Origin of the sequence: Clostridium paridis, assembly GCF_016765615.1 — a bacterium.
GTDB lineage: Bacteria > Bacillota > Clostridia > Clostridiales > Clostridiaceae > Clostridium_T > Clostridium_T paridis.
Map to the genome: position 1 here is coordinate 1 of NZ_JAESWA010000022.1, position 26,179 is coordinate 26,179.

At 28.9% G+C, this 26,179-nt stretch carries 27 protein-coding genes; 7 read left to right on the top strand and 20 right to left on the bottom strand.

From position 1 onward, the window contains the following. Positions 1–40: 40 nt before the first annotated feature. The 13 genes from JK634_RS07540 to JK634_RS07600 form a co-directional block, all read right to left on the bottom strand. On the bottom strand, positions 41–463 hold the full coding sequence (locus JK634_RS07540; protein ID WP_202767035.1) for a transposase: 423 nt from the start codon (positions 461–463) through the stop codon (positions 41–43). A 69-nt stretch (positions 464–532) separates the two neighbouring features. Continuing rightward, the gene (locus JK634_RS07545; protein WP_202767036.1) at positions 533–1,609 is read right to left on the bottom strand and encodes a glycosyltransferase; all 1,077 of its coding nucleotides are present in this window, start codon (positions 1,607–1,609) and stop codon (positions 533–535) included. A gap of 92 nt (positions 1,610–1,701) precedes the next feature. Then, positions 1,702–2,316, bottom strand: coding sequence for a sugar O-acetyltransferase (locus JK634_RS07550; protein ID WP_202767037.1), 615 nt, complete (start codon positions 2,314–2,316; stop codon positions 1,702–1,704). Between the two features lie 25 nt (positions 2,317–2,341). Next, complete coding sequence (locus JK634_RS07555; protein WP_202767038.1) at positions 2,342–3,229, bottom strand: PHP domain-containing protein; 888 nt, start codon at positions 3,227–3,229, stop codon at positions 2,342–2,344. A gap of 15 nt (positions 3,230–3,244) precedes the next feature. After that, positions 3,245–4,276 (bottom strand): ROK family protein, encoded by a 1,032-nt coding sequence (locus JK634_RS07560; protein WP_202767039.1) that lies wholly within the window; start codon positions 4,274–4,276, stop codon positions 3,245–3,247. A 164-nt stretch (positions 4,277–4,440) separates the two neighbouring features. Then, on the bottom strand, positions 4,441–6,552 hold the full coding sequence (locus tag JK634_RS07565; RefSeq protein WP_202767040.1) for a GGDEF domain-containing phosphodiesterase: 2,112 nt from the start codon (positions 6,550–6,552) through the stop codon (positions 4,441–4,443). A gap of 136 nt (positions 6,553–6,688) precedes the next feature. Then, a complete protein-coding gene (locus JK634_RS07570) occupies positions 6,689–7,126 on the bottom strand; it encodes a hypothetical protein (protein ID WP_202767041.1) in 438 nt (145 codons plus the stop codon). Positions 7,127–7,156: 30 nt separating this feature from the next. Continuing rightward, positions 7,157–7,771 (bottom strand): nucleotidyltransferase family protein, encoded by a 615-nt coding sequence (locus JK634_RS07575; RefSeq protein WP_338031220.1) that lies wholly within the window; start codon positions 7,769–7,771, stop codon positions 7,157–7,159. Between the two features lie 134 nt (positions 7,772–7,905). Beyond that, positions 7,906–9,072, bottom strand: coding sequence for an AI-2E family transporter (locus JK634_RS07580; protein WP_202767042.1), 1,167 nt, complete (start codon positions 9,070–9,072; stop codon positions 7,906–7,908). Positions 9,073–9,258: 186 nt separating this feature from the next. Next, the gene (locus JK634_RS07585) at positions 9,259–10,167 is read right to left on the bottom strand and encodes a chymotrypsin family serine protease (RefSeq protein WP_202767043.1); all 909 of its coding nucleotides are present in this window, start codon (positions 10,165–10,167) and stop codon (positions 9,259–9,261) included. 139 nt (positions 10,168–10,306) lie between these two features. Continuing rightward, complete coding sequence (locus tag JK634_RS07590) at positions 10,307–10,894, bottom strand: CDP-alcohol phosphatidyltransferase family protein (protein ID WP_202767044.1); 588 nt, start codon at positions 10,892–10,894, stop codon at positions 10,307–10,309. Between the two features lie 36 nt (positions 10,895–10,930). Then, positions 10,931–12,523 (bottom strand): FMN-binding protein, encoded by a 1,593-nt coding sequence (locus tag JK634_RS07595; RefSeq protein WP_202767045.1) that lies wholly within the window; start codon positions 12,521–12,523, stop codon positions 10,931–10,933. A gap of 63 nt (positions 12,524–12,586) precedes the next feature. Further along, positions 12,587–13,564, bottom strand: coding sequence for an FAD:protein FMN transferase (locus JK634_RS07600; protein WP_243425582.1), 978 nt, complete (start codon positions 13,562–13,564; stop codon positions 12,587–12,589). 193 nt (positions 13,565–13,757) lie between these two features. On the opposite strand from JK634_RS07600, the gene JK634_RS07605 reads away from it, so the two are divergent. The 3 genes from JK634_RS07605 to JK634_RS07615 all read left to right on the top strand — a co-directional run bounded on the left by JK634_RS07605 (position 13,758) and on the right by JK634_RS07615 (position 17,328). Beyond that, positions 13,758–14,447, top strand: coding sequence for a response regulator transcription factor (locus JK634_RS07605; protein ID WP_202767047.1), 690 nt, complete (start codon positions 13,758–13,760; stop codon positions 14,445–14,447). Next, complete coding sequence (locus JK634_RS07610) at positions 14,444–15,982, top strand: sensor histidine kinase (protein ID WP_202767048.1); 1,539 nt, start codon at positions 14,444–14,446, stop codon at positions 15,980–15,982. Before JK634_RS07605 ends, JK634_RS07610 begins: the two co-directional genes overlap by 4 nt. 74 nt (positions 15,983–16,056) lie before the next feature. Next, positions 16,057–17,328 carry a ferredoxin reductase family protein gene (locus JK634_RS07615; protein ID WP_202767049.1) on the top strand — a complete coding sequence of 424 codons (1,272 nt, stop codon included), beginning with the start codon at positions 16,057–16,059 and terminating at the stop codon, positions 17,326–17,328. A 47-nt stretch (positions 17,329–17,375) separates the two neighbouring features. Here the strand turns inward: JK634_RS07615 and JK634_RS07620 are convergent, their stop codons facing one another. Continuing rightward, complete coding sequence (locus JK634_RS07620) at positions 17,376–17,876, bottom strand: nitroreductase family protein (RefSeq protein ID WP_202767050.1); 501 nt, start codon at positions 17,874–17,876, stop codon at positions 17,376–17,378. Positions 17,877–18,047: 171 nt separating this feature from the next. Here JK634_RS07620 and JK634_RS07625 point away from each other — a divergent pair, with 171 nt between their 5' ends. Then, positions 18,048–18,515: a YsnF/AvaK domain-containing protein gene (locus tag JK634_RS07625; RefSeq protein ID WP_202767051.1), complete on the top strand. Its 468-nt coding sequence runs from the start codon at positions 18,048–18,050 to the stop codon at positions 18,513–18,515. A gap of 30 nt (positions 18,516–18,545) precedes the next feature. Continuing rightward, positions 18,546–18,896 (top strand): YsnF/AvaK domain-containing protein, encoded by a 351-nt coding sequence (locus JK634_RS07630; protein WP_202767052.1) that lies wholly within the window; start codon positions 18,546–18,548, stop codon positions 18,894–18,896. Between the two features lie 62 nt (positions 18,897–18,958). Here JK634_RS07630 and JK634_RS07635 read toward each other — a convergent pair whose 3' ends face one another. From JK634_RS07635 to JK634_RS07645, 3 genes are all read right to left on the bottom strand, one after another. Beyond that, positions 18,959–20,428 (bottom strand): family 1 glycosylhydrolase, encoded by a 1,470-nt coding sequence (locus tag JK634_RS07635; RefSeq protein ID WP_202767053.1) that lies wholly within the window; start codon positions 20,426–20,428, stop codon positions 18,959–18,961. Between the two features lie 118 nt (positions 20,429–20,546). Then, the gene (locus JK634_RS07640) at positions 20,547–21,593 is read right to left on the bottom strand and encodes a MerR family transcriptional regulator (protein ID WP_202767054.1); all 1,047 of its coding nucleotides are present in this window, start codon (positions 21,591–21,593) and stop codon (positions 20,547–20,549) included. Positions 21,594–21,892: 299 nt separating this feature from the next. Beyond that, positions 21,893–22,102, bottom strand: coding sequence for a hypothetical protein (locus tag JK634_RS07645; protein ID WP_202767055.1), 210 nt, complete (start codon positions 22,100–22,102; stop codon positions 21,893–21,895). A 76-nt stretch (positions 22,103–22,178) separates the two neighbouring features. Here JK634_RS07645 and JK634_RS07650 point away from each other — a divergent pair, with 76 nt between their 5' ends. Both JK634_RS07650 and JK634_RS07655 read left to right on the top strand, forming a co-directional pair. Beyond that, complete coding sequence (locus JK634_RS07650; protein ID WP_202767056.1) at positions 22,179–22,430, top strand: hypothetical protein; 252 nt, start codon at positions 22,179–22,181, stop codon at positions 22,428–22,430. A gap of 23 nt (positions 22,431–22,453) precedes the next feature. After that, entirely contained in the window at positions 22,454–23,353 is a 900-nt protein-coding gene (locus JK634_RS07655) for an RICIN domain-containing protein (protein WP_202767057.1), read from the top strand. Between the two features lie 76 nt (positions 23,354–23,429). On the opposite strand, the gene JK634_RS07660 is transcribed toward JK634_RS07655, so the two are convergent. The 3 genes from JK634_RS07660 to JK634_RS07670 all read right to left on the bottom strand — a co-directional run bounded on the left by JK634_RS07660 (position 23,430) and on the right by JK634_RS07670 (position 26,141). Beyond that, positions 23,430–24,668, bottom strand: a complete 1,239-nt coding sequence (locus JK634_RS07660) for a hypothetical protein (RefSeq protein WP_202767058.1) — start codon at positions 24,666–24,668, stop codon at positions 23,430–23,432. A gap of 70 nt (positions 24,669–24,738) precedes the next feature. Beyond that, positions 24,739–25,305, bottom strand: coding sequence for a DJ-1/PfpI family protein (locus JK634_RS07665; protein ID WP_202767059.1), 567 nt, complete (start codon positions 25,303–25,305; stop codon positions 24,739–24,741). Beyond that, positions 25,305–26,141, bottom strand: coding sequence for a DUF2785 domain-containing protein (locus JK634_RS07670; protein WP_202767060.1), 837 nt, complete (start codon positions 26,139–26,141; stop codon positions 25,305–25,307). Before JK634_RS07670 ends, JK634_RS07665 begins: the two co-directional genes overlap by 1 nt. Positions 26,142–26,179 lie beyond the last annotated feature (38 nt).

A 26,179-nucleotide genomic window follows, 5' to 3' on the forward strand; every position in this document is an offset into this window, starting at 1 on the left:
TCTTCGTCTTTTGAACTATGTGCATTAGGCTTATCTTTTTTCACTTTTGCCTTCCTCCCTCTGTTATCTCTATACAGAGCTTCTGGACCATCCTCAAAATATATATGATCCCATTTGTCAGTAGGAATATCCCATGTTCCTGCCTTAGGTTGAGATCCTCAAAATATATATGATCCCATTTGCCCACGGTCGAATCACTTGGAATTCCAAAATGAACTGCCCCTTGGAATAGGGATAATCCATTCTCATGGATATATTCTACAACATGAACTTTAAAATCACCAGTATATGTTTTAGACTTCATATGTAGCCCTTCAACCCCAAACTTTTCATAAAGTGCAACCCATCTTTGGACTACAGAATGTACTGTGTTGAGTCCTTTGGCAACTGCACAAGCTGACATACCTAACTCTAGCACATCATTCACTGCTTTGATTTTAACTTCTAATGAATGTTTTGCCATAAAAAATACACCTCCAAATATTATTTTTGTCTAACATTTGGGGTGCACTTCAAAAAATTAGCTCTTTTTCTACTTACTCTTTAAACTTTCAAAATATTTTTTATTATAAAGTACTGCTTGATCATTTGGTTTACATTCTGCTGCTTTGTTATTATATCTCATAGCTTCATTTATATTTCCTAGCCTATCATAACATACGCACAGTTGCATAAATGGAATGTAGTCCCAGTAATCATTATAAATAAATCCCCATCCACTTTCTGGTTTCTCAATGCTTGTAGCTAACTTATACCAAAAGATTGCTCTTTTATAATCATTTTTTTCAAAATAATAATAGCCAATATTACAACATGCCTCAGCTCTTGGTGTATCATATTCAAAGCTTCTTAATAAAATTCTTAAACAATTCTTTTTATCATTTAAATTACTATAACATTTAGCCAAGTCTAAACAAGCATTTATATTGTCTTCTTGCCATCCTTTATTTGAATCTAGAAATTTATTAAAACTTTCTATTGCCTCACTATAATATTCATTATAATAAAGCTCTCGTGCATAATAAAATAATCCTCTTATAGTAAGTTTTTTCCCTTCAGATAAATACTTCCTATAAATTATTAGATTTCTTCCTTTTTCATTTTCATGTTCTTTTTTATGTGTTATGCAAATATCAGAATTAATTACTTTTCCGTTAATTTCAAGGTATTCATGAACTGGTTCATGCCACTTATATCCTTTATTTCTTTTAGAAAGTCTTTCTCTATAATAGGATAAAGTCACTTCCCCTCTTTGATTTAGTCCCACATTATACTTCATCATTACCTCATCAATATCAGGCATCATAGTTTCTTTTAGCTTAAAAAACTTCTTTCGATCTTCTTCTAATAATACATCATCAGCATCTAGCCACAAGATATAATCCATGGTTGCCCTATCAAACGAAAAATTTCTTGCAGCCGAAAAATCATCAATCCACTTAAAATCATATATTTTATCTGTATAATCTCTTACAACATCCTTAGTTTTATCTGTTGAACCAGTATCTACTATAATTATTTCATCTACAATATCTTTGATGGAATTAAGACATCTACATATAACATTTTCTTCATTTTTTACAATCATACATAAACTTATAGTAATCATAAATACCTCCATATAAGTTAACATTATAAAATATGTTTAACTACATGAAGGTATAACTTAAAAATTGCTCTTTTTTTTAATTAAGGATGAGACTAACCGTTATAATCATCTACATCAAATTCCTTCTGTTTATAATAATACTTACGATCATCCTCTGTTATTTCACGAATAACCTTACATGGATTTCCTACAGCAATAACATTATCTGGAATATCTTTTGTAACCACACTTCCCGAACCAATAACAACATTATTTCCTATGTTAACACCTGGGTTTACTACAACATTTCCGCCAAGCCAAACATTATTTCCTATTGTTATACCTATACCATATTCATAACCAGAATTTCTTGAGTCTGGGTGTATTGGGTGTCCAGCAGTATATAGAGAGACATTTGGTGCAAATTGCACATTATCCCCTATAATGACTTTCCCAACATCTAAAATTGTACAGTTATAGTTTGCAAAAAAATTATCTCCAACCTCTATATTCTTTCCATAGTCACAATGAAACGGTGCTTCGATATTTATACCTACACCTGTTTTTCCAAGAATTTCTCTTATTAATTTATCAATTTTCTCTTTTTTTTCTGGGTGACAGTGATTATACTCATATATCTTCTTTTGATTTTCCATTCGTTCTTCTGGCAAGGTATCTAACCATGCTTTATAGGGCAATCCTGCTAACATTCTATCTTTTTGATTCATAGTTATTCCCACCTCTCAACCTAAACTAAAATTCTATAAATTTTCTTAACCCCTTTATTATCTCTTCTTCAGAATTTTCGCATTCTGTACTTCCTAACTTGATACTTGGTTTTGTTTTTCCGTGAAAATCACTTCCGCAGGTTGATATTAAATTATTTTTTAAAACACTTTCTTTATAGTACTCAGTCTGCTCTTTATTATGATAGCTACTATAAACTTCCATACCCTTTATTCCGCTTTCTATAATCGCCTTAAGTAATTCCTCTTTTTCTTTAACATTATTACCTGGATGTGCAAGTACAGGTACCCCTCCTGATTCTAAAATTATGTTTATTGCTTCTTTAAGACTTATAAACTTAACTTCTGCATAGGCTTGCTTGCCTTGAGAGCAATAATCCCAATAAAAATTAACATAAGGATTATCACTTCTTCCCCCATTTTCATAATAAGGTTTCAATAAAGGATTTTTCTTATGCTTATCAAATTCCATTGCTGCTTCTGCTATCATCTCTCCATTCACAACACCATTTCTTGAAATAGAGTTAATATAGTCATCTGAAAAGTCTATTCCCAGTTCTCTAACAAGCTTCATTCTTTTTTTTGATGCAAATTTCTCTTGAGATATTATATCTTCCTCAATTTCATTAAATATAGGATTATTATAGTCAACTCCATATCCTAATAAATGAAGATTAACCCCATTAATAGTGCAGTCTAATTCTATGCCAGGTATTATTGTTATATTTTTATCCTGACAATATTTTTTTGCTTCACTTATTGCTTTTACAGAATTATGATCTGCAATTGAAAAATATTTTAATTTCTTCTCTAAACATAAATCCACTATAGTTTTAGGTGAAAATTCACCATCATCACTGTAATTTGAATGCATATGCAAGTCTATATAACTCATTTTAAACCCTCCACCTTATAATTTTCTTTCAATTAATTTAATATTATAATTTAAACTTTCTAACGTAATTGAAACAATTCCATTCATATAATCTTCATGTATATCCTCTTTTATAAAAATATTAGCCATGTGTTCTTTTGGAATGATTTTTGTACATTCTTTGTAAATATCATCTAGTTCATTACCTTTAAATAAATCACCACTTAACACTATAGTTTCAGGATTAATTATAGCAATGATTGAAGTAATTGATTTTACTACAATCTTTAAAAAATCTCTATTATTATTTAACTTTATAAGTTGTTCTTCTCTTTTCATATCAAAAGGCAGAAAGGATAATTCACCTGCAAACTTGGTATTACCTTTAAACATATGTCCATCGATTATGATACCTGCTCCAGGCAAGTTATCTTTAGGGAAAAGAGCATAAACTAAGGTTTTATCTTCATCATTTTCCTGTTTTTCATAGAAACCAAAAGCAGTAAAATTCATATCATTTTCAATAATAACTTCCACTTGATATTTTTCCTTCAACTTTTCTCCAAGTGGGAAATTAACTAAATCACTGATATCACAAACCCCAATATGACCATCATGTACTACTCCAGGGACTCCGATTCCTAAAGCCATTATGTTTTCATATCTCATAATCAATTCTTCAATGGTAGTATCTATAAGTTCAAAATTTATTGATTTTACAATAATCTTTTCCTCTTGAATGTTCTCCCCAAGCAAATTTGTTATTACATAATTTATCGAATTTTCTTTGCCTTCAGTTCTAAGATACATACATGCAATATATGCGTAATCGGCATTATATATAAAACGTCTTGCTGGGCGCCCCCCATTAGATTCCTCTAAGTCTATTTCAAGCACTTCACCTTTTTCTAAAAGTTCATTTAAAATATTTCCGCAGGTTGCAATACTAAGTCCAGTGGCCTTAGCTATAGTAGTTTTTGTTCCATAACTTGAGGCTTTTAATGCATTCTTTACTAATTGTGTATTTATTTGCTTTACTCTGATTGTATTATTAGATATTTGTAGCATTTTTCCTCCTTAAACTTTCAATAATACTTATCAAAAGTCTTTTCTTAAGTTAAATTATAAATGTTTATTTTATCCTTGTAAACATTTAATTATATCTTTTTATTATTGACTAAAGGGCTATGTAATAAATATCACATAGCCCTTAAAATCAACTAATTTTATATTTAGTTTAAAACAAATTGTGAAAGCATTAATAACTTTTCAATTTCTTCTTTATCAACTGGCTTTTTAAATAAATAACCTTGCCCATAATTGCATTTTTTATCTTTTAGAAATTCTAGCTGCTCCTTTGTTTCTATCCCTTCTGCAACTACCTTTAATTTTAAGTCATGCGTAAGCTTTATAATATTCTCTAAGATTATATTATCTTCTTTTGATTGAGAAACCCCATCTATAAAACTTTTATCAATTTTGACTACATCAATTGGTAGTTTTTTCAAGTATGTTATTGAAGAATATCCTGTTCCAAAGTCATCTAGTGCTATTTTAATCCCTTTAGCTTTTAAAACATTTAATACTTCTATTGCAGCATCAACATCTTTCATTACCGCTGTTTCGGTTATCTCTAGTTGAATTTCTTCAAATTTTAATCCTACTTCATTTATAATATTGATAATATCTTCAGTTAAACTCTTTCTAGTAATTCTACTTCCTGAAATATTTACTGACATTTGTATATTGTGGTAACCCATTTCCTCCCATTCTTTTTTTTGTAACATTGCAGCTTTAAATACCCAACTGCCAATATAAAATATAAGCCCTGTTTCTTCTGCTAACGGAATAAATTCCCTTGGAGATATAATTCCCTGTATGGGATGATTCCATCTAATTAATGCTTCTACACCTATTAATTCAAATGTATTTAAATTTATTATAGGTTGATACACTAATTTAAATTCTTCCTTTTCAATTGCACTTCTAAGATCATTTACTAACTCAACATATTTTAGTTCTTTCTCCTGCATTGCTTCGGTATAAAAACATAAGTTGTCTTTTGAATTTTTTTTAACATTATACATTGCTATATCTGCATTTTTTAGCAGTGTAGATAAAGTACAGCCATTTTCAGGGTACTGCGCTATTCCGATACTATATGAGTTGAAAAACTTATGTTTATTACAAACCCAAGGCTCTTTTAGCTTAACTAATATATTATTTAATTTTATCCTAACCTCTCTTTTATTCTCAGGATTCTTAAATAAGATTGCAAATTCATCTCCACCAAGTCTTCCTGCAAAATTTGGTTCTTTGATTTCTTCAATTAAAATGCTTGATATATATTTTAACAGTATGTCGCCTGTCTCATGTCCTAATGTATCATTAATATTTTTAAAATTATCCACATCCATATAAACTAGCGAAAATCTACTATCTTCACTGCAGTTATAAATTATCTCATTAACTTTTTCTTCAAAGTAAAGTCTATTAGGTAATTTTGTAAGCGAATCATACCTAGCAAGAAAATTCAATCTATCATCAGCAATTTTATGTTCTGTGATATCAGTATGTGAACCAGCAACTCTTATTGGCCTGCCTTCCTTTGTCCAAATTCCTTTTCCTTTACTCAATATCCATCTATATTCTCCATTTTTACTTTTCATTCTATATATGCTTTCATAAGGCCCTTCCCTAGAAGATAAATACTCATTGATTTTTTCTATCACATCTTCTCTTTCATCTGGATGTATTAGATATACCCATGCATCAAAGTTATTACTTATTTCATTTTTCTCATACCCTAAATAATTTTTCCACTTATCTGAAAAGAAGTAAACTCCATTTTCTATATCCCAATCCCAAATTCCACAATCAGCTCCTTCAACAGCTAATTCATAACGTTGCTCACTAATTGCTAATGAGTTTTGACTTTCCTTTAATTGTTCATTTTGTTCTCTTAATTCATCTTCAAGAACAAGAAGCTCTTCATTTACTTCATTAATTTCATCTAAATAATTATAGATTTTATCCACTGCTTTTTTAAATAACTTTAATCTTCTTTCAATTAATACAAGTATTAGTGCTGTTGTTATAGCAACATACACCCAGCCTTTATACATAGCAACTATTTTATAATCAGTAAAATTTGGAACAAACTTGCTTACTATTTCATCGGATAAAACAATCCATAATACACCTGCTACTCCGTATATTATTGAAATTCTTATTGATTCTGTTAATGGATTGATTTTATAATTTTTATTCAAATAATAATTTATATCATTTTTCATGTTTGAATTATTCCTTACATATCCCTTAATCTTATTAAATACCGTCATTAATAACATCACCACTTTATAATTAATTAAATAATTTAATTATAATTTTATGATTTCCTAGATTACTTTAAATATGTAATCGGTAAATTTGTATAAAAAAATACCATTGAGAATTTACTCCCGATGGTATTAAATACTATCTTCGTAGTTTACTATAAAGGCTTAAAATTATATTTGTAGGGAATTGACGTCTCTCAAATAAAACTGCTATAGATAAAACTGCTTGTACAACTCCGATTGAAAAAAATAATACATGTAGAAAAACAATATCATTTAACATTATACATTGAACTATTATCCAAATTACTAATGCAAAACTTATAACTCCACTTATATAGCCTTGTAGTTTAGTTTTAAAAATAAAAACTAATGCACTTATTATATTTCCTAAGCCAATTACCACAAATAAAATTATTCCTGGAATTAAAAAATTAGTGAATGGTGAATTTTTCAATGTCGTTGTTGGCATTCCCATAGGCGATTGTGGATTAAGAATTGCTTCCAATCCTCCCGCCATTGCTCCAATCCCAACAATAAGATGTAAAATAAGTAATAACCTATATACTATTTTCATATTAAATCCTCCCAACAAATTTCTAATAACTTATCTTTCCCATGGTATAATATTTAAATCTGGCCATTTTGATATCCATTTCTCTACTTTATCTTCATAAATTTCTTTAGTTATCTGTGCTTTATTAGCACGTACTATTTTCCCAAATAAATCATTAAGTCCATAAGGTGCATAAATCTTTAATTTATTATTTTTATCTTTCCTTACACCAATTGCTGTTGCAGTAGTTGGCCAAGTATTTATTGCTTCTTCAAGATTGTTATATGGTGTAATATCATACCCGAAATGTTCTTTATACCAAAGGTGTACTCTTGCTTGGTTTTTAATATCAATTTCTATATTCATATCAGAATATAAGCTTCTAATCTTATTAATTATTTTATTTTCAGATTCAATATTTAAGTTTTCATTATCAAAGTATACAAAATCAATATCTTTTATTCCATAACTTAAAGTCTTATTAGAAATATAATTCCAAACTGTTTGTGCAATACTCCCTGCCCCAATATAATAATTTTCTATTTCTAACTTTTCAGCTCTTTCTAGAGCAGTTTTTATCATTTCACTTGAATAAAGTATTTTTTCTAAGGCTTCTATTTGTAATCTTAAGTCTAAGTTATATGCTTTAATTATATTATTCTCCACTTTAAGCTTCACCTCTGTATTTTTTTGTTACTTATACCCTATTATACCATAACATCCTAAGTTTATTTTTATTCATTAGAAAACTAAAAAGTCTTACCAAACTTGTAAGACTTTCTAATTATAATTTTATTTAATTATTCTTGAGCTCTTTCCATATAGGAAGCATACCACTTGCTAAATAAGATTTTCATTGAAGCTGCAACAGGAACTGCTATTAACATTCCTATTAGTCCTCCGACATTACCCCCAATAAGAATTGCAAGCATAGTGAACACTGGATGTAGTCCAACACTATCTCCAACTATTTTGGGAGCCAATAAATTATTGTCTAATTGTTGAACCACAAGCATTCCAATTACTGCATATAAAGCTGTTATTGGCTCACCACTAAGTAGTGCCATTACAACTGCAAGAACAGTTCCTACAAGTGGTCCTATATATGGGATCATATTACAAATACCTGCAATTATACCTATTACAATTGCATAATCGATTCCTATAAAATATAAAACTATTGTCGATAAAATTCCTACCATGCATGCCTCTAAAAGTTGTCCTCTAATGTAATTATTAAATGTGTTATCAATTATACTGAATATTTCTTTGAGCTTATATCCTGCATTACTTTTCTTAAATATAAGATTAAATATCTTATTCCACAAATCTCTAAAATATTCAGAATCCTTAATTAAATAGATACTCAATACTAAGGCAATAAAAAATGTAGCTATATTACCACCTAAATTAACTATAAAATTTGTTATACTTCCTATACTTGTTGAAACGTATGATTGAACAGAACTTATACCTTGAGCTATTTTACTATTTAAATCTTCTGGAATTGAAATATTTAGACTTTGTAATTTTTCAGTTATAGAGTTTACGGATAATGTTGAATTATTCAAATGCTCAGTTAAATAAATAGTCATATTTGCTATAGTTGTATTATTTGAAAGCTTGCCTCCAACCATAACATATATACCAGAAATTATACCAACGAAAACTGCCAATACTAAAGTATACATAAGCAAAATACCAATTGTCCTTCTTGAAGAAGCTTTTTTTAAGATTTTTCTACTCTCTAAAAATCCTTCAATAGCATGGACCCCTGGCTTCAATAAGTATGTAATTACTAAAGCTATAATTAATGGCTTTACTAGGTTAACTACTTTTACCAGTGTATCGGAAACTACTAAAATAATACTCCCTAAGTTGTTAAAAATTGATATACACATATAAATCAGAAGCACAGTCCCTGCTGCATATAAACAATATTGTACTAATCTCTTATCTAATTTCATTTTAACCTGCCTTCCTAATTAGTAAAAATATTTAAAATCAAATTTATCTTATAATTAATATTATAATAAAAGTATACTAAATGGTAAAGAAAAACTCATTTTATCATGATACTATAAATATAGCTACTATTACACTTTATTTTGTAATAGTAGCTTTCTTAATTTAGCGAAATGCTTGTCCAATGATTATGCCAAATTTACATTTAATACTCTCAATACATTTTTTATTGGATTATAGACTGTAAACTCTGAACTTCCTGCAAATAATAGCCCTACAGCATTGTTTTCTTTGTCCAATAAAAGACTACCTGAATCTCCACCCATTGACATATTATTAGTAATAATCTGATTTACAAATAATGCATCGCCTGTATCGTAACCTACTATAACAGTTGCATTAGTATATAATATATTACCAATAGTAAATCCAGTTGTTCTACCTGTTTTCTTAACAGCTAGTCCTACAACTGGGCTTGTTATTCCATTAATATAGCCTTGCCACATAATTTCGGAAGATATATTTTCATTTGGACATAAAGCTATTGCACAATCAACGATATTTATCGGTATTCTAGTTGTAGAAATAAACCTGATAGGTTCAAAATCTGCTAAATTCCCTATAATATCTCCTGGAATTACTCCACCATCTATTGGTCCTGGTTGAACAATTGGAGAACCTAAAGGTGCTCTATTTTCATCTGCTAAAACGTGATTATTACTCAAGATATAATGCTGAGTTCCAAGTCCATATCCATTAAAAGCTGCACAACCAATGGTACCAGCTGTAATCCCTACTACTCCAACACTGTATCCACCCATGGCAGGTCTTATTCTTTGGGTTAAGCCCAAAGCCTTTATCTCACCAACTTGAACAACATCAGTTGGTATCCCATTAATTGTTTTTGGAATTATTTTTGATGGATCTAGTGCGCTAGTAGGTAACTTTTCTTTAACAAAAATTGCAATACACTTTTCGCCTGTGTTCTTTCCACCAACTACTTTTACACCGTTTGCTAATCCAACAATATTATCATAGTCAATGATTTTAGAATACTCCTCATTACAGATTCTAACTATTTCATCATTCTGACTCATTCTCATCTTCCCCTTGTATTGTTAATTATTTTTTTATCATTAGTTGCTTAATATATAATATGTTTTAAGGGAAGATTTGTGTCACATTATTAGAGAAGTAGCATATACTGATATGCTAATTTTCCCATTTATGACTATTTTATGTTTCTAATGCTTTTACATTTTTAAACTCCAAACATTTTTTTATTCTCATGCTAGAAGAATAAATTCCAGCTAATAATGTTGCATAAAGTAAATATTTAATTAAGCTTTGTTCATAATAAGGTGCTATATAACTTACTAAGCACGTAATTCCCGGAATTATATAAAAGCTAGCTGCAGTTATTCTTCCTAACTTATCAAAAACAAATGGATTTTCTGACTTTCTATTATAATTTCTCATAAAATTCGATGTCACTGTAAATTCTAAGAATTTAATAAATATAAATCCTAAAAACCAAAAGTAAATCTTTCCTGCCACTATTAACGCTGAATAAGAAATTGTCATATAAAATAAATCGGCAATAACATCGAACTTAGCTCCAAATACTGTAGTATTTCCAGTCTTTCGTGCTATTTTACCATCTATAAAATCAGAAAAACATATACATAAAAATATTAAGGTAATTGCCTCAAAATTTTCATTTGAATATGTATCTTGTCTTAAAATTAAATATGCAAATGAAATTGATAAGAATATCCGTAAACTAGTTATAATGTTAGGTAATTTTGATAGTGATTTTTTCATTTTTTCCATCTCCAATTAATTTATTTTAATTTAGTACTACATTTTAGCTTTACTTAATGCATCTTCTACTGCCGCTTTAATGCCGTTACTACTTCTCGTTGCTCCTGATATTCCATCTACATTAGTAGATTGAGCATTAACAATTTCACTAGGTAAATTTTGAAATGCTCTTTCTGCAAATCTTGGAGTTTCATTATTGTCTCCTATTTCAATTGCTGATATTTTACCATTTTGTATTGTTACAGATACTTGAAGATTTGGCCTATAACCTCTTCCTATGCCTTCATATACTCCATCTTTATACTGTGATTGACTAACTTGAGTAGAACTATTTTTACTTGTTTGAGCATTAGAGCTATTGTTGGTATTATTAGTAACGGTACTTGCTTCATTATTTAAACTATTATTTGTAGCTTCATTATTACTTTGTGTATTAGTATCTTCTGCCTGACTTAATGCATCTTCCACTGCTTCTTTAATTCCATTACTGCTTCTTGTTGCCCCTGATACTCCATCAACATCTGTAGATTGAGCTGTAACAATTTCACTAGGTAAATTTTCAAATGCTCTTTCTGCAATTCTAGGAGTTTCATTATTAGAGCCTATTTCAATGTTAGATATTTTACCATCTTTAATAGTAACTGCAACTTGAAGTCCAGATCTATACCCATTTCCTGTTCCTATATATGTTCCATCCTTGTATTTTTTAGATTTATTATTTGTTTGTAAGCTACCTGCTATATTATTTTTCTGACTTTGTGTTATAGATGAATTTTCTATAGTTTTACTTAATACATTTCCACCAGTATATAGTACTGTTAATCCTCCTATGGCTACACAAGCAGCTAATGCTGGGTTTACATTTTCACCACATATTTCAGCTTTTGTATTTTTCCTTGGACAAACATCTAAACATTTAAAGCAATTAATGCATTCACCGCTTCTTATTTTGTCACTTTCATACATTGGTATTCCCATTGAGCAGTTATTTGTACATATTCTACACTTTCCACATTTATCTCTTTTCTTTGAAATGTCGAATATTCTCAATTTAGATGTAAGAGTAAAAATTGCTCCTAACGGGCATAAATATCTACAAAAAAACCTTTCAACAAATAATGAGCCAATAATTACTAAAAAAAGAATTATTGAACCTATTGTATACTGAGATATTGCATCTCCAAACTGAGGCAATTGAGCAAATGCATCCCAAGGACTTGATGCCTCAAATAGTGTGCTTTTTTCAGTCCAGATGAAATAGATAATAAAAAGTAGAATCAAGTATTTTAAGGTCTTTAACACAGTATCTACGATTTCATCTACTCTAAACTTTAACTTAAATATCTTATTTGATATTAGATATAGAAAATCATTTAAAGTTCCAAAAGCGCATAGCCACCCACAAAAGAATCTTCCCAAAAATATTGTTATTGGAATTACTGTAATTACTTCTGCAGACTTTCCAATCATTTGAATAAAGCTGAAGTTTCCATTTATTATTCCTTGATATATGTCCCTTATCTCACTAAAAGTTAAGATAAATACTCCTGGAAAAAGTATTAACCCTATGACTTGTACAATCTTTCTTGCTATTTGAATTTTAGAAATCTTTTTACTTAAATTAGCCATTTTGTGCCTCCCTATTTGTTATGAATAATGTGATAAATTCTATTTCTTCGTAAATAAATTTAATTAAGCTACTATATACTCCTCATTTACTAATTTAAAGTTGTTTTTGATACCATCTGTAATATAAATTTTCTTATTCCCAGTTATAAATATCGCATCAACATTTGGTATTGATTGAATTAATTTATACCCATTCTCTAATCCCATAACATATGCACAGGTTGATAGTGCATCACCATCAATGGAATTATCAGAGATGATAGTTACGCTTATCACTCCATTTTCAGACGGAAATCCTGTTTTTGAGTCTAAAATATGATGATATCTTTTCCCTCTAGATATAAAAAATCTTTCATAATTTCCTGAAGTAACTATGGATTTATTTCTAACAGAAATTATCCCCATATATGTTCCTGTTGGTTTTACTGGATCTTGTATTCCTATTCTCCATGGATCTCCATTTAAGTTACTACCAAGTGTAAATATATTCCCCCCTAAATCTATAACTGCACTCTTCACATTATTTTTTAATAAAATATCTCTTGTTTCATCCGCAGCAAACCCTTTTGCAACTGCTCCTAGATCTATTGATTGATCTTTATTATTAAGTCCAATAGATTTTTCATCTTTATTAAGACTAATCTCTTTATAACTAACAAGTTTCAGAGCATATTCTATCTTCTCTTTATTAGGGACTCTTTCTACGCCTCTCCCAAACCCCCAAACATCAACCAAAGGCCTAATCGTTGGATCAAAAGCTCCTTTTGACATATCTGAGTATTTTAATGAAGTTTCAAGAACATAGTAAGTATCCTTACTTACTCTTTGTAAACATACTCCAGCATTCTTATTTATTTTTGAAACCTCACTATCTTCTTTAAAGACTGACATCTTGTCATCTATCTCTTGTATTCTTTTTAAGCTTTTGTCGATACCTTTCGCGGCATTTTCCCCATATACTTTTAAGTTAATTATTGTGCCAAGCATATATGAACACTTAATAATAGGAAAATTATCTTTACTCTTTTTGAACCATAACAAATTTAAAACCTCCTTCCTATCATCAATGTAAATTATAAACATGCTAGCTTAAACTAAACTGAGAGAAACCTTAGAATAAGCTGAGAATCCTGTTAAAATTTTTAGAATTATAAAAAAGTTATCAAAAATCTATTGAAATTTTTGTATTTTTATTTAAAACTTAATTTAATAACAAACAAAAGGAGAAAAAATTATGCCTTCACTTTTTAATAAACAAATAAATATTCTAATAGTTGATGATGAAGAAAGTATTGTTGAGTTTATAAAAATGGGATTAGAAGCTGAAGGATTTACAGTTCACACAGCTTTTGATGGAAATGAAGCTATAAAATTAGCTCAAGAAGTGAGTCCACATATTATTATTTTAGATATAATGCTTCCTGGTATTAATGGATACGAAGTTTGCTTAGAAATCAAAAAATTTATAAAAACATCTATAATAATGTTAACTGCAAGAGATGACGTAGATGACAGGGTTAAAGGATTGGATTTAGGCGCTGATGATTATATGATTAAGCCCTTTAGCTTTAAAGAACTTCTTGCAAGGATAAATGTTCGACTTAGAAATAGTTTTCCTGAATTAGCTGATCTTTTATCAATAGGCGACTTTTCTGTAGACAATGGTGCTCATGAAATTTGCTATAAAGATAAACTACTTGAGTTATCACCCACTGAATATAATTTACTTAAATACTTACTAATAAATAATGGTCTTGTACTTAGTAAATCTACTATTCTAGAAAATGTTTGGGGATTTGATTTCAATGGAGAAATGAATATTGTAGAGGTATATATTAGATACCTCAGAGATAAAATTGGAGACAAGGATCACAATATAATTCGCACAATTCGAGGAGCTGGTTATAAGGTGGCGATACAATGAAAATAAATTTAAAATTTCCTAACACTAAAAGTTTACGTTTTAAGCTTTTATCTCGCTTTTTACTAATTCTATTGTTTTTACTATTAGTTATTGGAGCATATCAATATTTTACTATGAAGCAATATCTCTATAAAAGTAAAGAGCAAGTATTAGAAGCAAGAATTCATAATATTGATACTAAAAAATTAAGTGAAATACAATCTTCAGATTCTTTAAAATCATACAGTTCTGAAATCATAGATACAATTATAGATAACTATACAACAGTTGCTGTTATTGATGCAAAAGGTAATATTATAGCTGGTGACAGTAAAACTAAGGATGAAAATGGGCATAATAGCTCAGATATTCTACAAGATGCAGGCGATATAAAAGAACATGACCATGCTCCAATATCTATTCCTAATCTTTCAAGTAATTATTACTTAAATTTACTGCAAATGAGTGGAAATCTTGAAGGTTATAGTTTAGTTAAAGATCAAGATAACAATCTACAAATTGTTATATGGCGTAAAGTAGGAAGTCTTGATTCACCAGCTGGATTGATACAATTAAGTACTTCAGCAAAGCAAGTTCAGGAAATACTGCTTCAACAGATATACATTTATGTGGTCGCTTCAATACTTGTATTATTTATTGGTTCACTACTTGGAGTTACTATTTTTAAATTAACTTTAAAACCTTTATATAATGTTACCGACACAGTAGGTAAAATTAATGCTAGACAACTAGATGTGAGATTGCCTATAAATACTGGGCAAGCTGAAATTGATACCCTCTCAAATTCCTTTAATAATATGCTTGAAAGAATTGAAATTTCTTTTGAACAAGAACAAATTATACGAGAAAAAATGAGACAGTTTGTTTCAGACGCTTCACATGAGCTAAGGACTCCACTTACATCCATTCATGGGTTTGTAGAAGTTTTATTAAGAGGAGCTGCAAAAAATGAAAAGCAGTTAGATTTAGCCTTAAATAGCATTCTAATTGAGAGCGATAGACTTACCAAATTAGTAAATGACTTATTATTACTAACTAAACTTGATCAAAAAGTTAAAGTTGAAATAAAAAGAGAAAATATAAATGAGATAATTCAGGAAGTCTTTCCACAACTTCAAATTTTGTCAGGAAACAGATTAATTGATTTACAATTAGATACAGATATATTTGTTGACACTAATAAAAATCAAATTAAACAAGTTATATTTAATTTGGTACAAAATGCTGTACAACATACAGATGAGATAAATGGAGTTATTACTATAAGTACAAGTTCTGTTAATGGTGCTACTGTCGAATACTTAAAACTTCAAATTTCAGATAATGGTACTGGAATACCTAAGGAGCACCTAACTGAAATATTCGACAGATTTTTTAGAAGTGAATCTCATAGATCACGTAAACATGGTGGCTATGGTTTAGGACTATCTATTGTTAAATCTATAATTGATTCAAATAACGGAAGCATTAAAGTTGACAGTGAATTAAATAAAGGAACTACTTTTACTATTTATTTAAACGTCAGTTCTTCATAAATTTTTTAAGATTATGAACTAATATTAAAAATACCTTACTGTCAGCTAATTTTAAATGATTGAAGGTGTTAAAAATGAAAAAACAAAAAGGATTAATAATTATAATGATAAGCATTATAATAACATATATTTCATGGGCTTTTATTAGACCTACTAGAGATATCCCAGCAATAACTCAATATTCTCAATTAATCGCTGCAATAGTCATGGTGTTTTTCTGCTTAGTAAATTTTATATCTACTCGCCATAAATTTGCTGAATACATGTTTAATGGGTTAGATAAATCATACTTATACCATAAATATTTAAGTATTTTTTCACTAATACTTATATTAATTCACAATGAGACAATTGATATAGGGAAAAAGCTACAAAGAACTTCGGGAATTAGAATGCCCAAAGATCCCTATGCAATGTATGGAAGTTTTAGTTTATACTTATTCGTAGCACTTATACTAATTGCTCTTTTAGCTAAAAGGTTAAATTATGAACGTTGGAAAGTGATTCATAAGTTTATGATTATTCCTTATTCATTAGGTATTTATCATTATTATGGTAGTTCAAACTACCCTACTTTTTCCTTAGATTTCTTTAGTATTTGGATGAATCTCTTAAACTTTATCGGGATAATTTCAGCAGTTTATAGTATCTTTATTTATGAGAAAAAATCCTTCAAATATAAATATAAGGTTAAAAGCCTAAGAACTGTTGCAATAGGAACCTTAGAAATAACAGGAAGTGCTCTAGGTAAAGATTTAGAATATAAACCAGGACAGTTTGCATTCCTAAAAGTACTAAATGGGGAATCTAACTTTACTTCTCATCCATTTACTTTAAGTGAAGCTCATAAAAAAGGGGAACTTCAATTTACAATTAAAGCCTTAGGTGATCATACTAAAAGATTGATTGAAACTCTTAAAGTAGGTGATAAATTTAGTGTTTCAGGTCCATATGGCAAATTTGATTTTAAGCGTGGAGCTAATAATCAAATTTGGATAGCAGGTGGTATAGGAATAACTCCTTTTAGAAGTTTTGCTCAAGCAGACGTACCAAAAGATTTTTCCATAGACTTCTTTTATGCTTACAATAGTGAAGATGATGCTCCATATGTAGAAGAATTACAAGAATTAACTTCAACTTTAAATAATGTAAGGCTACATTTATTTAATTCAAAAGAAAAAGGGTTTTTAACTGTTAAAGAAATTAGTGAACTTATAACAATAAATGCTCCAATTGATGTTTATTTTTGTGGTCCTAAGCCTATGAGAGAAGGCTTAATGAAACAATTTAAAAATAGCAGTATTAATGTATCAAATTTTCATTATGAACATTTTCAATTTAAATAATAAAGATAAAAAGACCAGAGACAATGTTTCTGATCTTTTTATCTTTATTACCACTTTTCATAATGCACTTTACTTTCATTATATCTATCTACAAATTTAGGTTCTTCAAGAGGATAACCTATTGCAACTACTGAATATGGAAGAATGCTTTTAGGTAAATAGAACATCTCCTTAACGTAATTCATTCTCTCTTCTACCGGTGCACATGCTAACCATAAACCACCTAGTCCAAGTTCTACAGCTTCTAGTAAAATATTTTGAGTTACTGCTCCTAAATCTTGTTCCCAGCATTCAGCTGACTTCATACTGTCTTTATTTGCACATACTATAATTGCAAGAGGTGCATCTCCAACTGGCTTTGAATAGGAACTCATACCTTCTAGTTTTTTTAAAGTATCTTTATTTTCAACTACAAGAAACTCCCACTCTTGCTGATTATATGATGATGGTGCCTGCATAGCTGCTCTTAATAGTCTTTCAATTTTTTCTTTTTGTACTTTTGTATCTTTATATGCTCTTATACTTCTTCTTTTATTTATAACTTCCATTTTATCACCTCAAATTTTATTTTTCTAAAATATTATTTGCACTTTAATAGTTTTTTATTTTGAAATTTATTTTATAATAACTTATCCAATATTAACTAAGGATATATCTATAATTATTGGACATCCTATTATTGAGGTAGTTTTTATTATTTACTACAGGAGGTAATTATAATGAGCAAATTTTTAGACGACTTATTTGGAACTAAAGAAAATATAGATGAGGAAAAAAGAGATGGAAAGCTTGAACTTAGACAAGAAGAATTAGATGTTACTAAAAATAAAGTAAAGACAGGTGAAGTAACTTTAAGTAAAGAGGTTATTGAAGAAGAAAAACATGTTGATGTGCCAGTTATGCATGAAGAAGTTGTTATAGAAAGAAAAGCTCTTAACCATGAGCCATCAGATGCTCCTATATCTTCTGGAGAAACTATACATATACCAGTGAGTGAAGAAAAAGTGGATGTTGGAAAACATACAGTTGTAACTGGAGAGGTTTCTGCACATAAACGTGAAATAGAAGATACAAAAACTATAAATGAAACACTAAAAAAGGAAGAAGCTCGTATTGATAAAGATGGTAATGCTAATCTAGCTTCTGCTGACCCACAACAAGATGAAGAAACAAGAGGCTTTTATTAAGATATAATGGATAAGTATAAAGAGGAAAAAATGCAGCTACATGAAGAGAAACTTGATATAGTGAAAAAGTGGGTAAAAAATGGCGAAGTGAAAATTCATAGTGAAATAATTATCGAAGAGAAAAATATTACAGTTCCTTTAAAAAAAGAAGTGTTAGTAATAGAAAAAATTAAAAACGATAAAAGTACTAATACTTCCGACGTTATTAGAATTCCAATAAGACAAGAAGACTTAGAAATTGTAAAACATCCAGTTGCTTTAGAAGAGGTTTCTGTTTATGTAAAAGAGATTCAAGACATCGTAAATATTGATGATAAAATAAGAAAAGAGAATGTTAAAATAGATTCAAACGTTGATGATAAAATAATTTATAGTAAATAACTTTATATAAAGTAAAAAAGATAATGTATTTGCACTACATTATCTTTTTTACTTTAAATTTTCTATTCTAAACTAATATCTTCACCATTTGTTGAAATTACTTTTTTGTACCAATAGAAAGATTTTTTTCTACTTCTATTTAAGGTACCCTTTCCTTTATCGTCCATGTCAACATATACAAATCCATAACGTTTTTTCATTTCACCAGTTCCAGCTGAAACAAGATCAATACACCCCCATGGAGTATAACCTATTAAATCAACACCATCTAATTCGATTGCCTTTTTCATCTCAGCTATATGATCTCTTAAATATTCAATTCTATAATCATCATTTATTGAACCATCTTCTTCAACAGTATCACTTGCTCCTAAACCATTTTCTACAATAAATAATGGTAATTCATATCTATCATATAAGTAATTTAATGAAGTACGTACTCCAAGTGGGTCTATTGGCCATCCCCAATCTGACTCTTTGAGATATTTATTTTTCATTACTCTAATTACATTTCCTTCTGTAGTTTCAGTATCCTTTCTCGCGCTAGAAACTGAAGAATTGTAATAGCTAAATCCAATATAATCGACTACACCCTCTTTAAGAATTTCATCATCGCCCTGTTCTTTTTTGATTATAATACCTTTTCTTTCAAACTCTTTTAGTTTATATGCTGGATAATATCCTCTGCATTGAACATCACAGAAGAAATATTTTAAATCACGTGATGCAAATAAATCTTCTTGAACATCTTCAGGCTTGCAAGTTTCAGGATATGAAAGTATATAAGCAACCATCATTCCAATCTTAAAATCAGGATTGGTTTCATGCCCTAATTTAACTGCTTTAGCACTTGCAACAAATAGGTGATGTATTGCTTGATAACGTGTTTGGTCATCTGTTTTTCTTGTACCTAAAGTAGCATACCCATTTAGTAAATTTATTTCATTAAAGGTCATCCAATATTTTACCTTGTTTTTGTATCGTTTAAATATTGCTTCACAATAGTTTGTAAAATAATCTACAACTCTTCTATCTAACCATCCATCCATTTCATCTGCTAAATATTTAGGTATATCAAAATGGCATATAGTAACCACTGGTTCAATACCATATTTTAAACATTCATCAAATACATCATCATAGAATTTTAATCCTTCTTCATTTGGAGTTGTTTCATCACCCTTAGGAAAAATTCTAGACCAACTTATTGACATTCTAAAGCACTTAAAACCCATTTCAGCTAATAGTGCTATATCCTCTTTATAATGATGATAAAAATCTGTAGCCACATGACTTGGATAATAGTAATTGTCATCAATACATCCTACTGCCCCTTCTGGTATAGGATCATGACGACCAATCGAAGTAACTGTTCCGTCTATGAGTCTAATAGAAGCCTTTCTAGGTATATTCAAGCTTCCTTCAGTTATAATATCTGAAGTTGCAAGCCCTCTTCCACCTAAATTATACCCTCCTTCATATTGATTCGCAGCTGTTGCGCCACCCCATAAAAAGTTTTTTGGAAATCCCATATATTTCTCTCCTCCCTAAACTTTATGTTTTTAAAGTACTTCTTTTGTTCAACCTTTAACCAAGGTTGTTATAACATTAGATTTAAAGGTCTATATCTTTATTCTATCATATTAGAAATTATTTTACTTCAATAATGTAGTTTAAATTATCAATTTTAGTATAGTTTAGTTTTCTATTATATTTTATAAATTCTTTTTCTAAAAAATCTATATGAGAGTAATATTCATCTTTTATGATTTCAATTTCTCTAGAATCTAAGTTTTTTAACACATCCTGCTCTTCTTTTCCATCTCTAAACATCAAATCTCCAATAACAATCTTTCCATTGTCTTTTAGTACTCTAAGCATTTCTACTATGGCTATGCATTTTTCTTGATTGTTAAGATGATGAAATGCATAAGTAGAAACTATTACATCAAAATATTTATCACTATAAGGTATTTTTAAGAATTCTCCTAATCTAACTTTCAATCTAGGAAACTTTTCTTTAGCTACTGCTAACATTTCTCTTGATTGATCAATACCAATAATATTAATATCTTTATTTAAGAATTTACTAGCTAAATTTCCTGTTCCGACGCCTATTTCTAATATATTCTTAGCGATATGCTCTGTATTAATCGCTTTATTATATACATCTTCAAGTATAAATTCATAATTCTTATATATATTTAGATTTCCTTTATCTTCTTTTATAAAGACATCATATCTTCTAGCCCATTCATTAAAATCCCATTTATCCTTCCAATTATCCTTAATATTATTTATTTTATTTCCTTTTTCAACTATTTCTAAGAAGTCTGTAGTTATTTCATTTGTCTTACTTTCATAAATATTATCTAATACTTCTTCAAGTGATTCTCTTATTACATTTAATCTTTGTATTTCATTATTTACTACTTGCCATTGATTGTTAAAATGATTTAAAAAATTCATCTTATTGTTATTATTTATTAGTTCCTTAATTTGGTCAATTGGTATTCCAATAGATCTATATAATAATATTGCCTGCAACTTTATAATGTCTTGACTATTAAATTTTCTGTATTCATTTTCAAGATTTCTTTTTGGGCTTAATAATCCTTTTTCTTCGTAAAATCTTATTTTATTTGTTGAAATATTAAATAGCTTAGCTACCTTTTTTATACTATATTCAGTACTCAAAGCTGACATCTCCCCTTTCAATTTCAATTTTAAACCTTTGCCTAAGGCTAAAGTCAACTATATTTTGGGTTTAATATGTATATTGACCTTTGAATTTTAGATTGCTATAATATTTATTATAATAACATATTTTGTAAATCAAACTAATTTTATACAATTAGCTTCTTGCTTATAATTTTTACTTAAAATAAAAATTTTTCTTTAAGAAAGGAGGGATTTACAGTTACTAAAAAAATAACTTTAATCATTGCATTATGCATTCTCTGTATTCTCATATTAATTGACTTTCGTATTTTTTCTCAAAGCAATTCTAGAAATTCATCATCACAAAATATAAGTTCAGCTAGCGAACTTTCATTAATCCAGGCATATAACATAGGATTAGAACATGCTAGTGAATGGTATAAAGATGCTAAGCTAGTTGTAATAACTAGCACAGATGATGACGAAAATGAATCCGCTGGAAATACAGGAAAGCGTAAAAAATGGAATCTTCTTTTTTCAAACATTTCTACAGAAGAAACACTTCAAATTTCTATTTCTAATGGTGTAGTTACAAACTTATCTTCAAATCATGATAAAACTATGGAAAACACTCTGATAAATCCAGTTGACATTAAAATTGATTCTACTGATTTGATTCAAAAAACAAAAAAAGATTTTGATTTAAAACCAGGAATTAATTGGGCTAATGGATACCACTTTTCGCTAATGAATAATGGTAACCAAACCTTCTTAACTATTACTGGGTTAACTGGAGATAATCAATTTACTCAAATATTTTACGACTCTAAAACTGGTGCTTTGATTGGTTCAAAGGTTCAACCTAAACAATAAAATATAAAAGGATGTGTTTATAAATGAGTAAAAAGTTATTTTCAAGAAAAGTTTTATCTGCTGCAGTAATCTCAATACTATCTTTAGGGATAGTGCGTCCTATACATGCTTCAGCTGCTAGTATAGTTTCTGGACAAACCTATAAGCTTATAAATGTAAATAGTGGTAAAGCCCTAGATGTTTATAATGCTGGTTCTTCTGATTATACTAACGTTGATATTTATACTGATAACAATACCGCTGCTCAAAAATGGAATATTATTCAAAACAGTGATGGTACCTATAAGTTAATTAATACTAATAGCAGTAAAGCTCTAGATGTTTATGCAGCTGGTACTTCTGATTACACTAACGTTGATATTTATACGGATAACAATACTGCTGCTCAAAAATGGAATATCAGTCAGAACAGCGATGGTACCTATAAATTAATTAATACTAAGAGCAATAAAGCTTTAGATGTCTATGCTGCTGGTACTTCTGATTTTACTAATGTTGATATTTATACGGATAACAATACTAGAGCACAAAAGTGGAACATTATACCTGTAGGAGGCTCGAACAACGGCCAAGCCTATACAAATCAAGACGTTACAGCTTACACATCTCCTGTGGGTGGAATAACTTCCTCTGGTGTTTCTCCTACTCCATATACAACTTGTGCTGTTCATCCATCTGATAGAACTAATGCTTACTCTGCTCCAGTTTTTCCTTTTGGTTCTATAATTACTACTACTAGTCCTTTATATTTACCTGGTTATGGAAATAAAAGTACTTTTGTAGTACAAGATAAGGGTGATTTAGCATTTCAAAAGTCACAGTACTGGGTTGACATATTCTTCGATTATGAAAATAATCCAAATGCAGTTCCCAATGCTATAAGCTTTGGAAACCAAAAAATTAGCTATACAGTAAGCAAATAATGTATTCAGTGTATAAACAACCTAAAAAGTCACTAAAATAGTATTCTTTGTAACCTACTTTAGTGACTTTTTACTTTTATTCTATTTTTCCATTTAATTCTTGCTCTATATATTTATCTATATAAGCGCTTGGATTCTCTTTGAAACTATCATACTCTTTTGCGAGATCTTTAATACTTTTATTTATGTCTTTTAAGTCTTTTTCAACTTCTACTTTTTCTTTTTCAAGGTCTTTCATAGTTTCATTATGCTGCTTAGTTAAATCTTCAACAGGATCATCTTTTTCTGTTACTTGTTTCAATGAAGATTTCATTTTATACATTTCAAAAATATCATGTTTTAATTTTTCTATTGCCTTTTTATATTGTTCTTCCATTTTTTCTTTTGCTTCTTTTATATTTTTAAGCATTTCTTCATACTTAGTTTTCAACTTATTTAGTTCTTTTAGCTGCTTATCAAACACATCATTTAGCTTGTTATATATATCGATTCTAGCGTTACTACCTTTATTTTGTTTTATAGCTTTTTCAAATGTATCTATTAATATTGAAGAAGCTCCATCCTTTTTTAAACCTACTAAAGCTGCATTTGCGGCTTCCTCTTTTTTCTTTTTATATTCCTCTCTAGATAATTTACTTGGATCTAAGTTGCTATTATTAATTGTATTCATGGCTTTATCTAATGCTTTAATGTCACTATAACTTAAACTTTCTACCCTACTGGTATGAGCATATTTCTCTCCTAAAAATTTCTCTAAATCATCTTTAGTGGCATTTGCATTATTTTTATAAAAGTTTCTTGCAGAAAGAATCACATCTTTAAGATTTTTTTGAAATTCTTCTCCATTTATTAACTTATCTCCCTTGATTCCGATATCTTTACCATTTTCTAAATAAGATAACACTTGATAATATGCTTTATTAAAAAGGCCTGAAACCTCACCTGTAAATTGTGCTATCTGTCTATTAGTATAAAAATCAAAAGAATTATCTAATATTTTTGTTAATTGAGTTTTAGTATTATCATCAAACTTTGTATTATTATTTATACTCTTAAGTATGTCTCCATACTTATCCATAGAGTCAAACATAGTTAAATTTGTCCCCAAAATATCTTCGCTATCATATACATTGCTAATATTCTTTAATACTGAAGCTACTTCATCATCGGAATAATTAATACTAAAATCTACATAATCACTATTATTGGGTGTATTTATTTCATTTATCGCTTCTGTTTTATTATCAGATTTATCATTAGTTTTCTCATAACTTGTTATAAATGAATTTATTGAATCTATATTGGTAATATTCATAAACCTCTCTCCTTCATACCAAAATATAACTATTATGGAAATACTCATGATTATTATCGTATTAAACTTGCTAATCTTTAAGATTTTTGTAAAAGTTATAAGCTTTAGTCCTTTCCTCTCTTTTTTCGTATAAATTCATCATATCTGCTAATTCAAATGCAAATTCAATAAATGCCTTTCCTGTTGACGTAACTATATTTCCATCTACTACTACTTCTTCTTCATTCATAATTATTGAATCTTTAAATACAGTTATATACTCAGCTTTTACATCTAAACCTTCATTATCGCCTGTACATTTTTTATTTTTCAATATATCATAAGCAGCTAAAAGTTTAGTTCCACTACAGATTCCCCCAATTACTTTATGCATCTTATTAAGATTTATAACGAAATCTTTTAGCACTTCATTTTCATAAAGGTATTGTGGTTTCCCGCCTGGAACTATGAATAAATCTACTTCATCCGGATTAATTTCTTTAATTAGCTTGTCAGGAATAAATTTTTGCTTTTCTTCACTTATATAAATTTTATCTTCAAGTGCTACTGTAATTACATTATAGGATTTGAATTCAGAAGCAATTAATACAACCTCAAATTCGCAAAAATTATCATAATATAGAATACACACATTCATCACTCTATCTCCTTAAGGATTTTCTTAATCTCTTTATTTATCTCTTTATTTATCTCTAATAAATCTTCTTTCTCAGTTATCCTAAAATACAAGCTCCTTAAGAATCCTTTTAAGTTTACTTTTAGATGCAATTTACATATATAATCCTCTTCATTAATCTTTTCTTTAAATTTTTTTATCCAAGCTATCATTTCACTATTTTTTAAGACATTTCTTTTTAATATACTTTCTATAACATTAGTAAGTCTCTCACTCTCCTCATCTATGAATACATAATTACCTATACAGACTTTATCTATTATTACATTTAACATCTCTAATAAATCTATTTTGGATAAGCCTTCACACTGAGCTAATTCATCAAGTGCATCTGCTATATGAGCAACAGCATGTGCCCATCCCTTAATTTCAACATATCCTCTTAAATCTTTTTCATTAATAAAATAGTCTAGCACCTTACTATTGACTCTATGCAAATCATTCTTATCTAAATATTTTTCTTTTCTATGTTTGTTAATAATAAGCGCAATTAGAAGGGCTGAAAAGGCTCTTGTAAAAACTGCATCCTTGTCATCATAATCTAGCCTATAAAACAAATGATTCTCATCAAGACTTATATCTAATAGTTCCTTCAATTCTTTATGATTAAACCTCCCTCTTAATATCCACCTATTAAATGTTTCATATATCAAGTCATCTCTTAAATACGAATCAACTGTTCCAATATAATGCATCATTTTTAATGCATATATAAAATACTTGTTTTCTTCTAGAATATAATTATTCTTTCTAACTTCAATTAAACTTTCTTTTAATTCTATTTCTTCTTTGATCATTTACTTATTCTCACTTTCTTAAATTATTGTTTATTTTA

Bases quoted from the DNA above. Each gene is read 5' to 3' on its own strand.
- JK634_RS07540 (WP_202767035.1), bottom strand. From the start codon at position 463: ATGGCAAAACATTCATTAGAAGTTAAAATCAAAGCAGTGAATGATGTG.
- JK634_RS07545 (WP_202767036.1), bottom strand. From the start codon at position 1,609: ATGATTACTATAAGTTTATGTATGATTGTAAAAAATGAAGAAAATGTT.
- JK634_RS07550 (WP_202767037.1), bottom strand. From the start codon at position 2,316: ATGAATCAAAAAGATAGAATGTTAGCAGGATTGCCCTATAAAGCATGG.
- JK634_RS07555 (WP_202767038.1), bottom strand. From the start codon at position 3,229: ATGAGTTATATAGACTTGCATATGCATTCAAATTACAGTGATGATGGT.
- JK634_RS07560 (WP_202767039.1), bottom strand. From the start codon at position 4,276: ATGCTACAAATATCTAATAATACAATCAGAGTAAAGCAAATAAATACA.
- JK634_RS07565 (WP_202767040.1), bottom strand. From the start codon at position 6,552: ATGACGGTATTTAATAAGATTAAGGGATATGTAAGGAATAATTCAAAC.
- JK634_RS07570 (WP_202767041.1), bottom strand. From the start codon at position 7,126: ATGAAAATAGTATATAGGTTATTACTTATTTTACATCTTATTGTTGGG.
- JK634_RS07580 (WP_202767042.1), bottom strand. From the start codon at position 9,072: ATGAAATTAGATAAGAGATTAGTACAATATTGTTTATATGCAGCAGGG.
- JK634_RS07585 (WP_202767043.1), bottom strand. From the start codon at position 10,167: ATGAGTCAGAATGATGAAATAGTTAGAATCTGTAATGAGGAGTATTCT.
- JK634_RS07590 (WP_202767044.1), bottom strand. From the start codon at position 10,894: ATGAAAAAATCACTATCAAAATTACCTAACATTATAACTAGTTTACGG.
- JK634_RS07595 (WP_202767045.1), bottom strand. From the start codon at position 12,523: ATGGCTAATTTAAGTAAAAAGATTTCTAAAATTCAAATAGCAAGAAAG.
- JK634_RS07605 (WP_202767047.1), top strand. From the start codon at position 13,758: ATGCCTTCACTTTTTAATAAACAAATAAATATTCTAATAGTTGATGAT.
- JK634_RS07610 (WP_202767048.1), top strand. From the start codon at position 14,444: ATGAAAATAAATTTAAAATTTCCTAACACTAAAAGTTTACGTTTTAAG.
- JK634_RS07615 (WP_202767049.1), top strand. From the start codon at position 16,057: ATGAAAAAACAAAAAGGATTAATAATTATAATGATAAGCATTATAATA.
- JK634_RS07620 (WP_202767050.1), bottom strand. From the start codon at position 17,876: ATGGAAGTTATAAATAAAAGAAGAAGTATAAGAGCATATAAAGATACA.
- JK634_RS07625 (WP_202767051.1), top strand. From the start codon at position 18,048: ATGAGCAAATTTTTAGACGACTTATTTGGAACTAAAGAAAATATAGAT.
- JK634_RS07630 (WP_202767052.1), top strand. From the start codon at position 18,546: ATGCAGCTACATGAAGAGAAACTTGATATAGTGAAAAAGTGGGTAAAA.
- JK634_RS07635 (WP_202767053.1), bottom strand. From the start codon at position 20,428: ATGGGATTTCCAAAAAACTTTTTATGGGGTGGCGCAACAGCTGCGAAT.
- JK634_RS07645 (WP_202767055.1), bottom strand. From the start codon at position 22,102: ATGTTTGAAAAAAGAAGATTCCATTTTTTACGCTTTCCTGTATTTCCA.
- JK634_RS07650 (WP_202767056.1), top strand. From the start codon at position 22,179: ATGGAAAACACTCTGATAAATCCAGTTGACATTAAAATTGATTCTACT.
- JK634_RS07655 (WP_202767057.1), top strand. From the start codon at position 22,454: ATGAGTAAAAAGTTATTTTCAAGAAAAGTTTTATCTGCTGCAGTAATC.
- JK634_RS07660 (WP_202767058.1), bottom strand. From the start codon at position 24,668: ATGAATATTACCAATATAGATTCAATAAATTCATTTATAACAAGTTAT.
- JK634_RS07665 (WP_202767059.1), bottom strand. From the start codon at position 25,305: ATGAATGTGTGTATTCTATATTATGATAATTTTTGCGAATTTGAGGTT.
- JK634_RS07670 (WP_202767060.1), bottom strand. From the start codon at position 26,141: ATGATCAAAGAAGAAATAGAATTAAAAGAAAGTTTAATTGAAGTTAGA.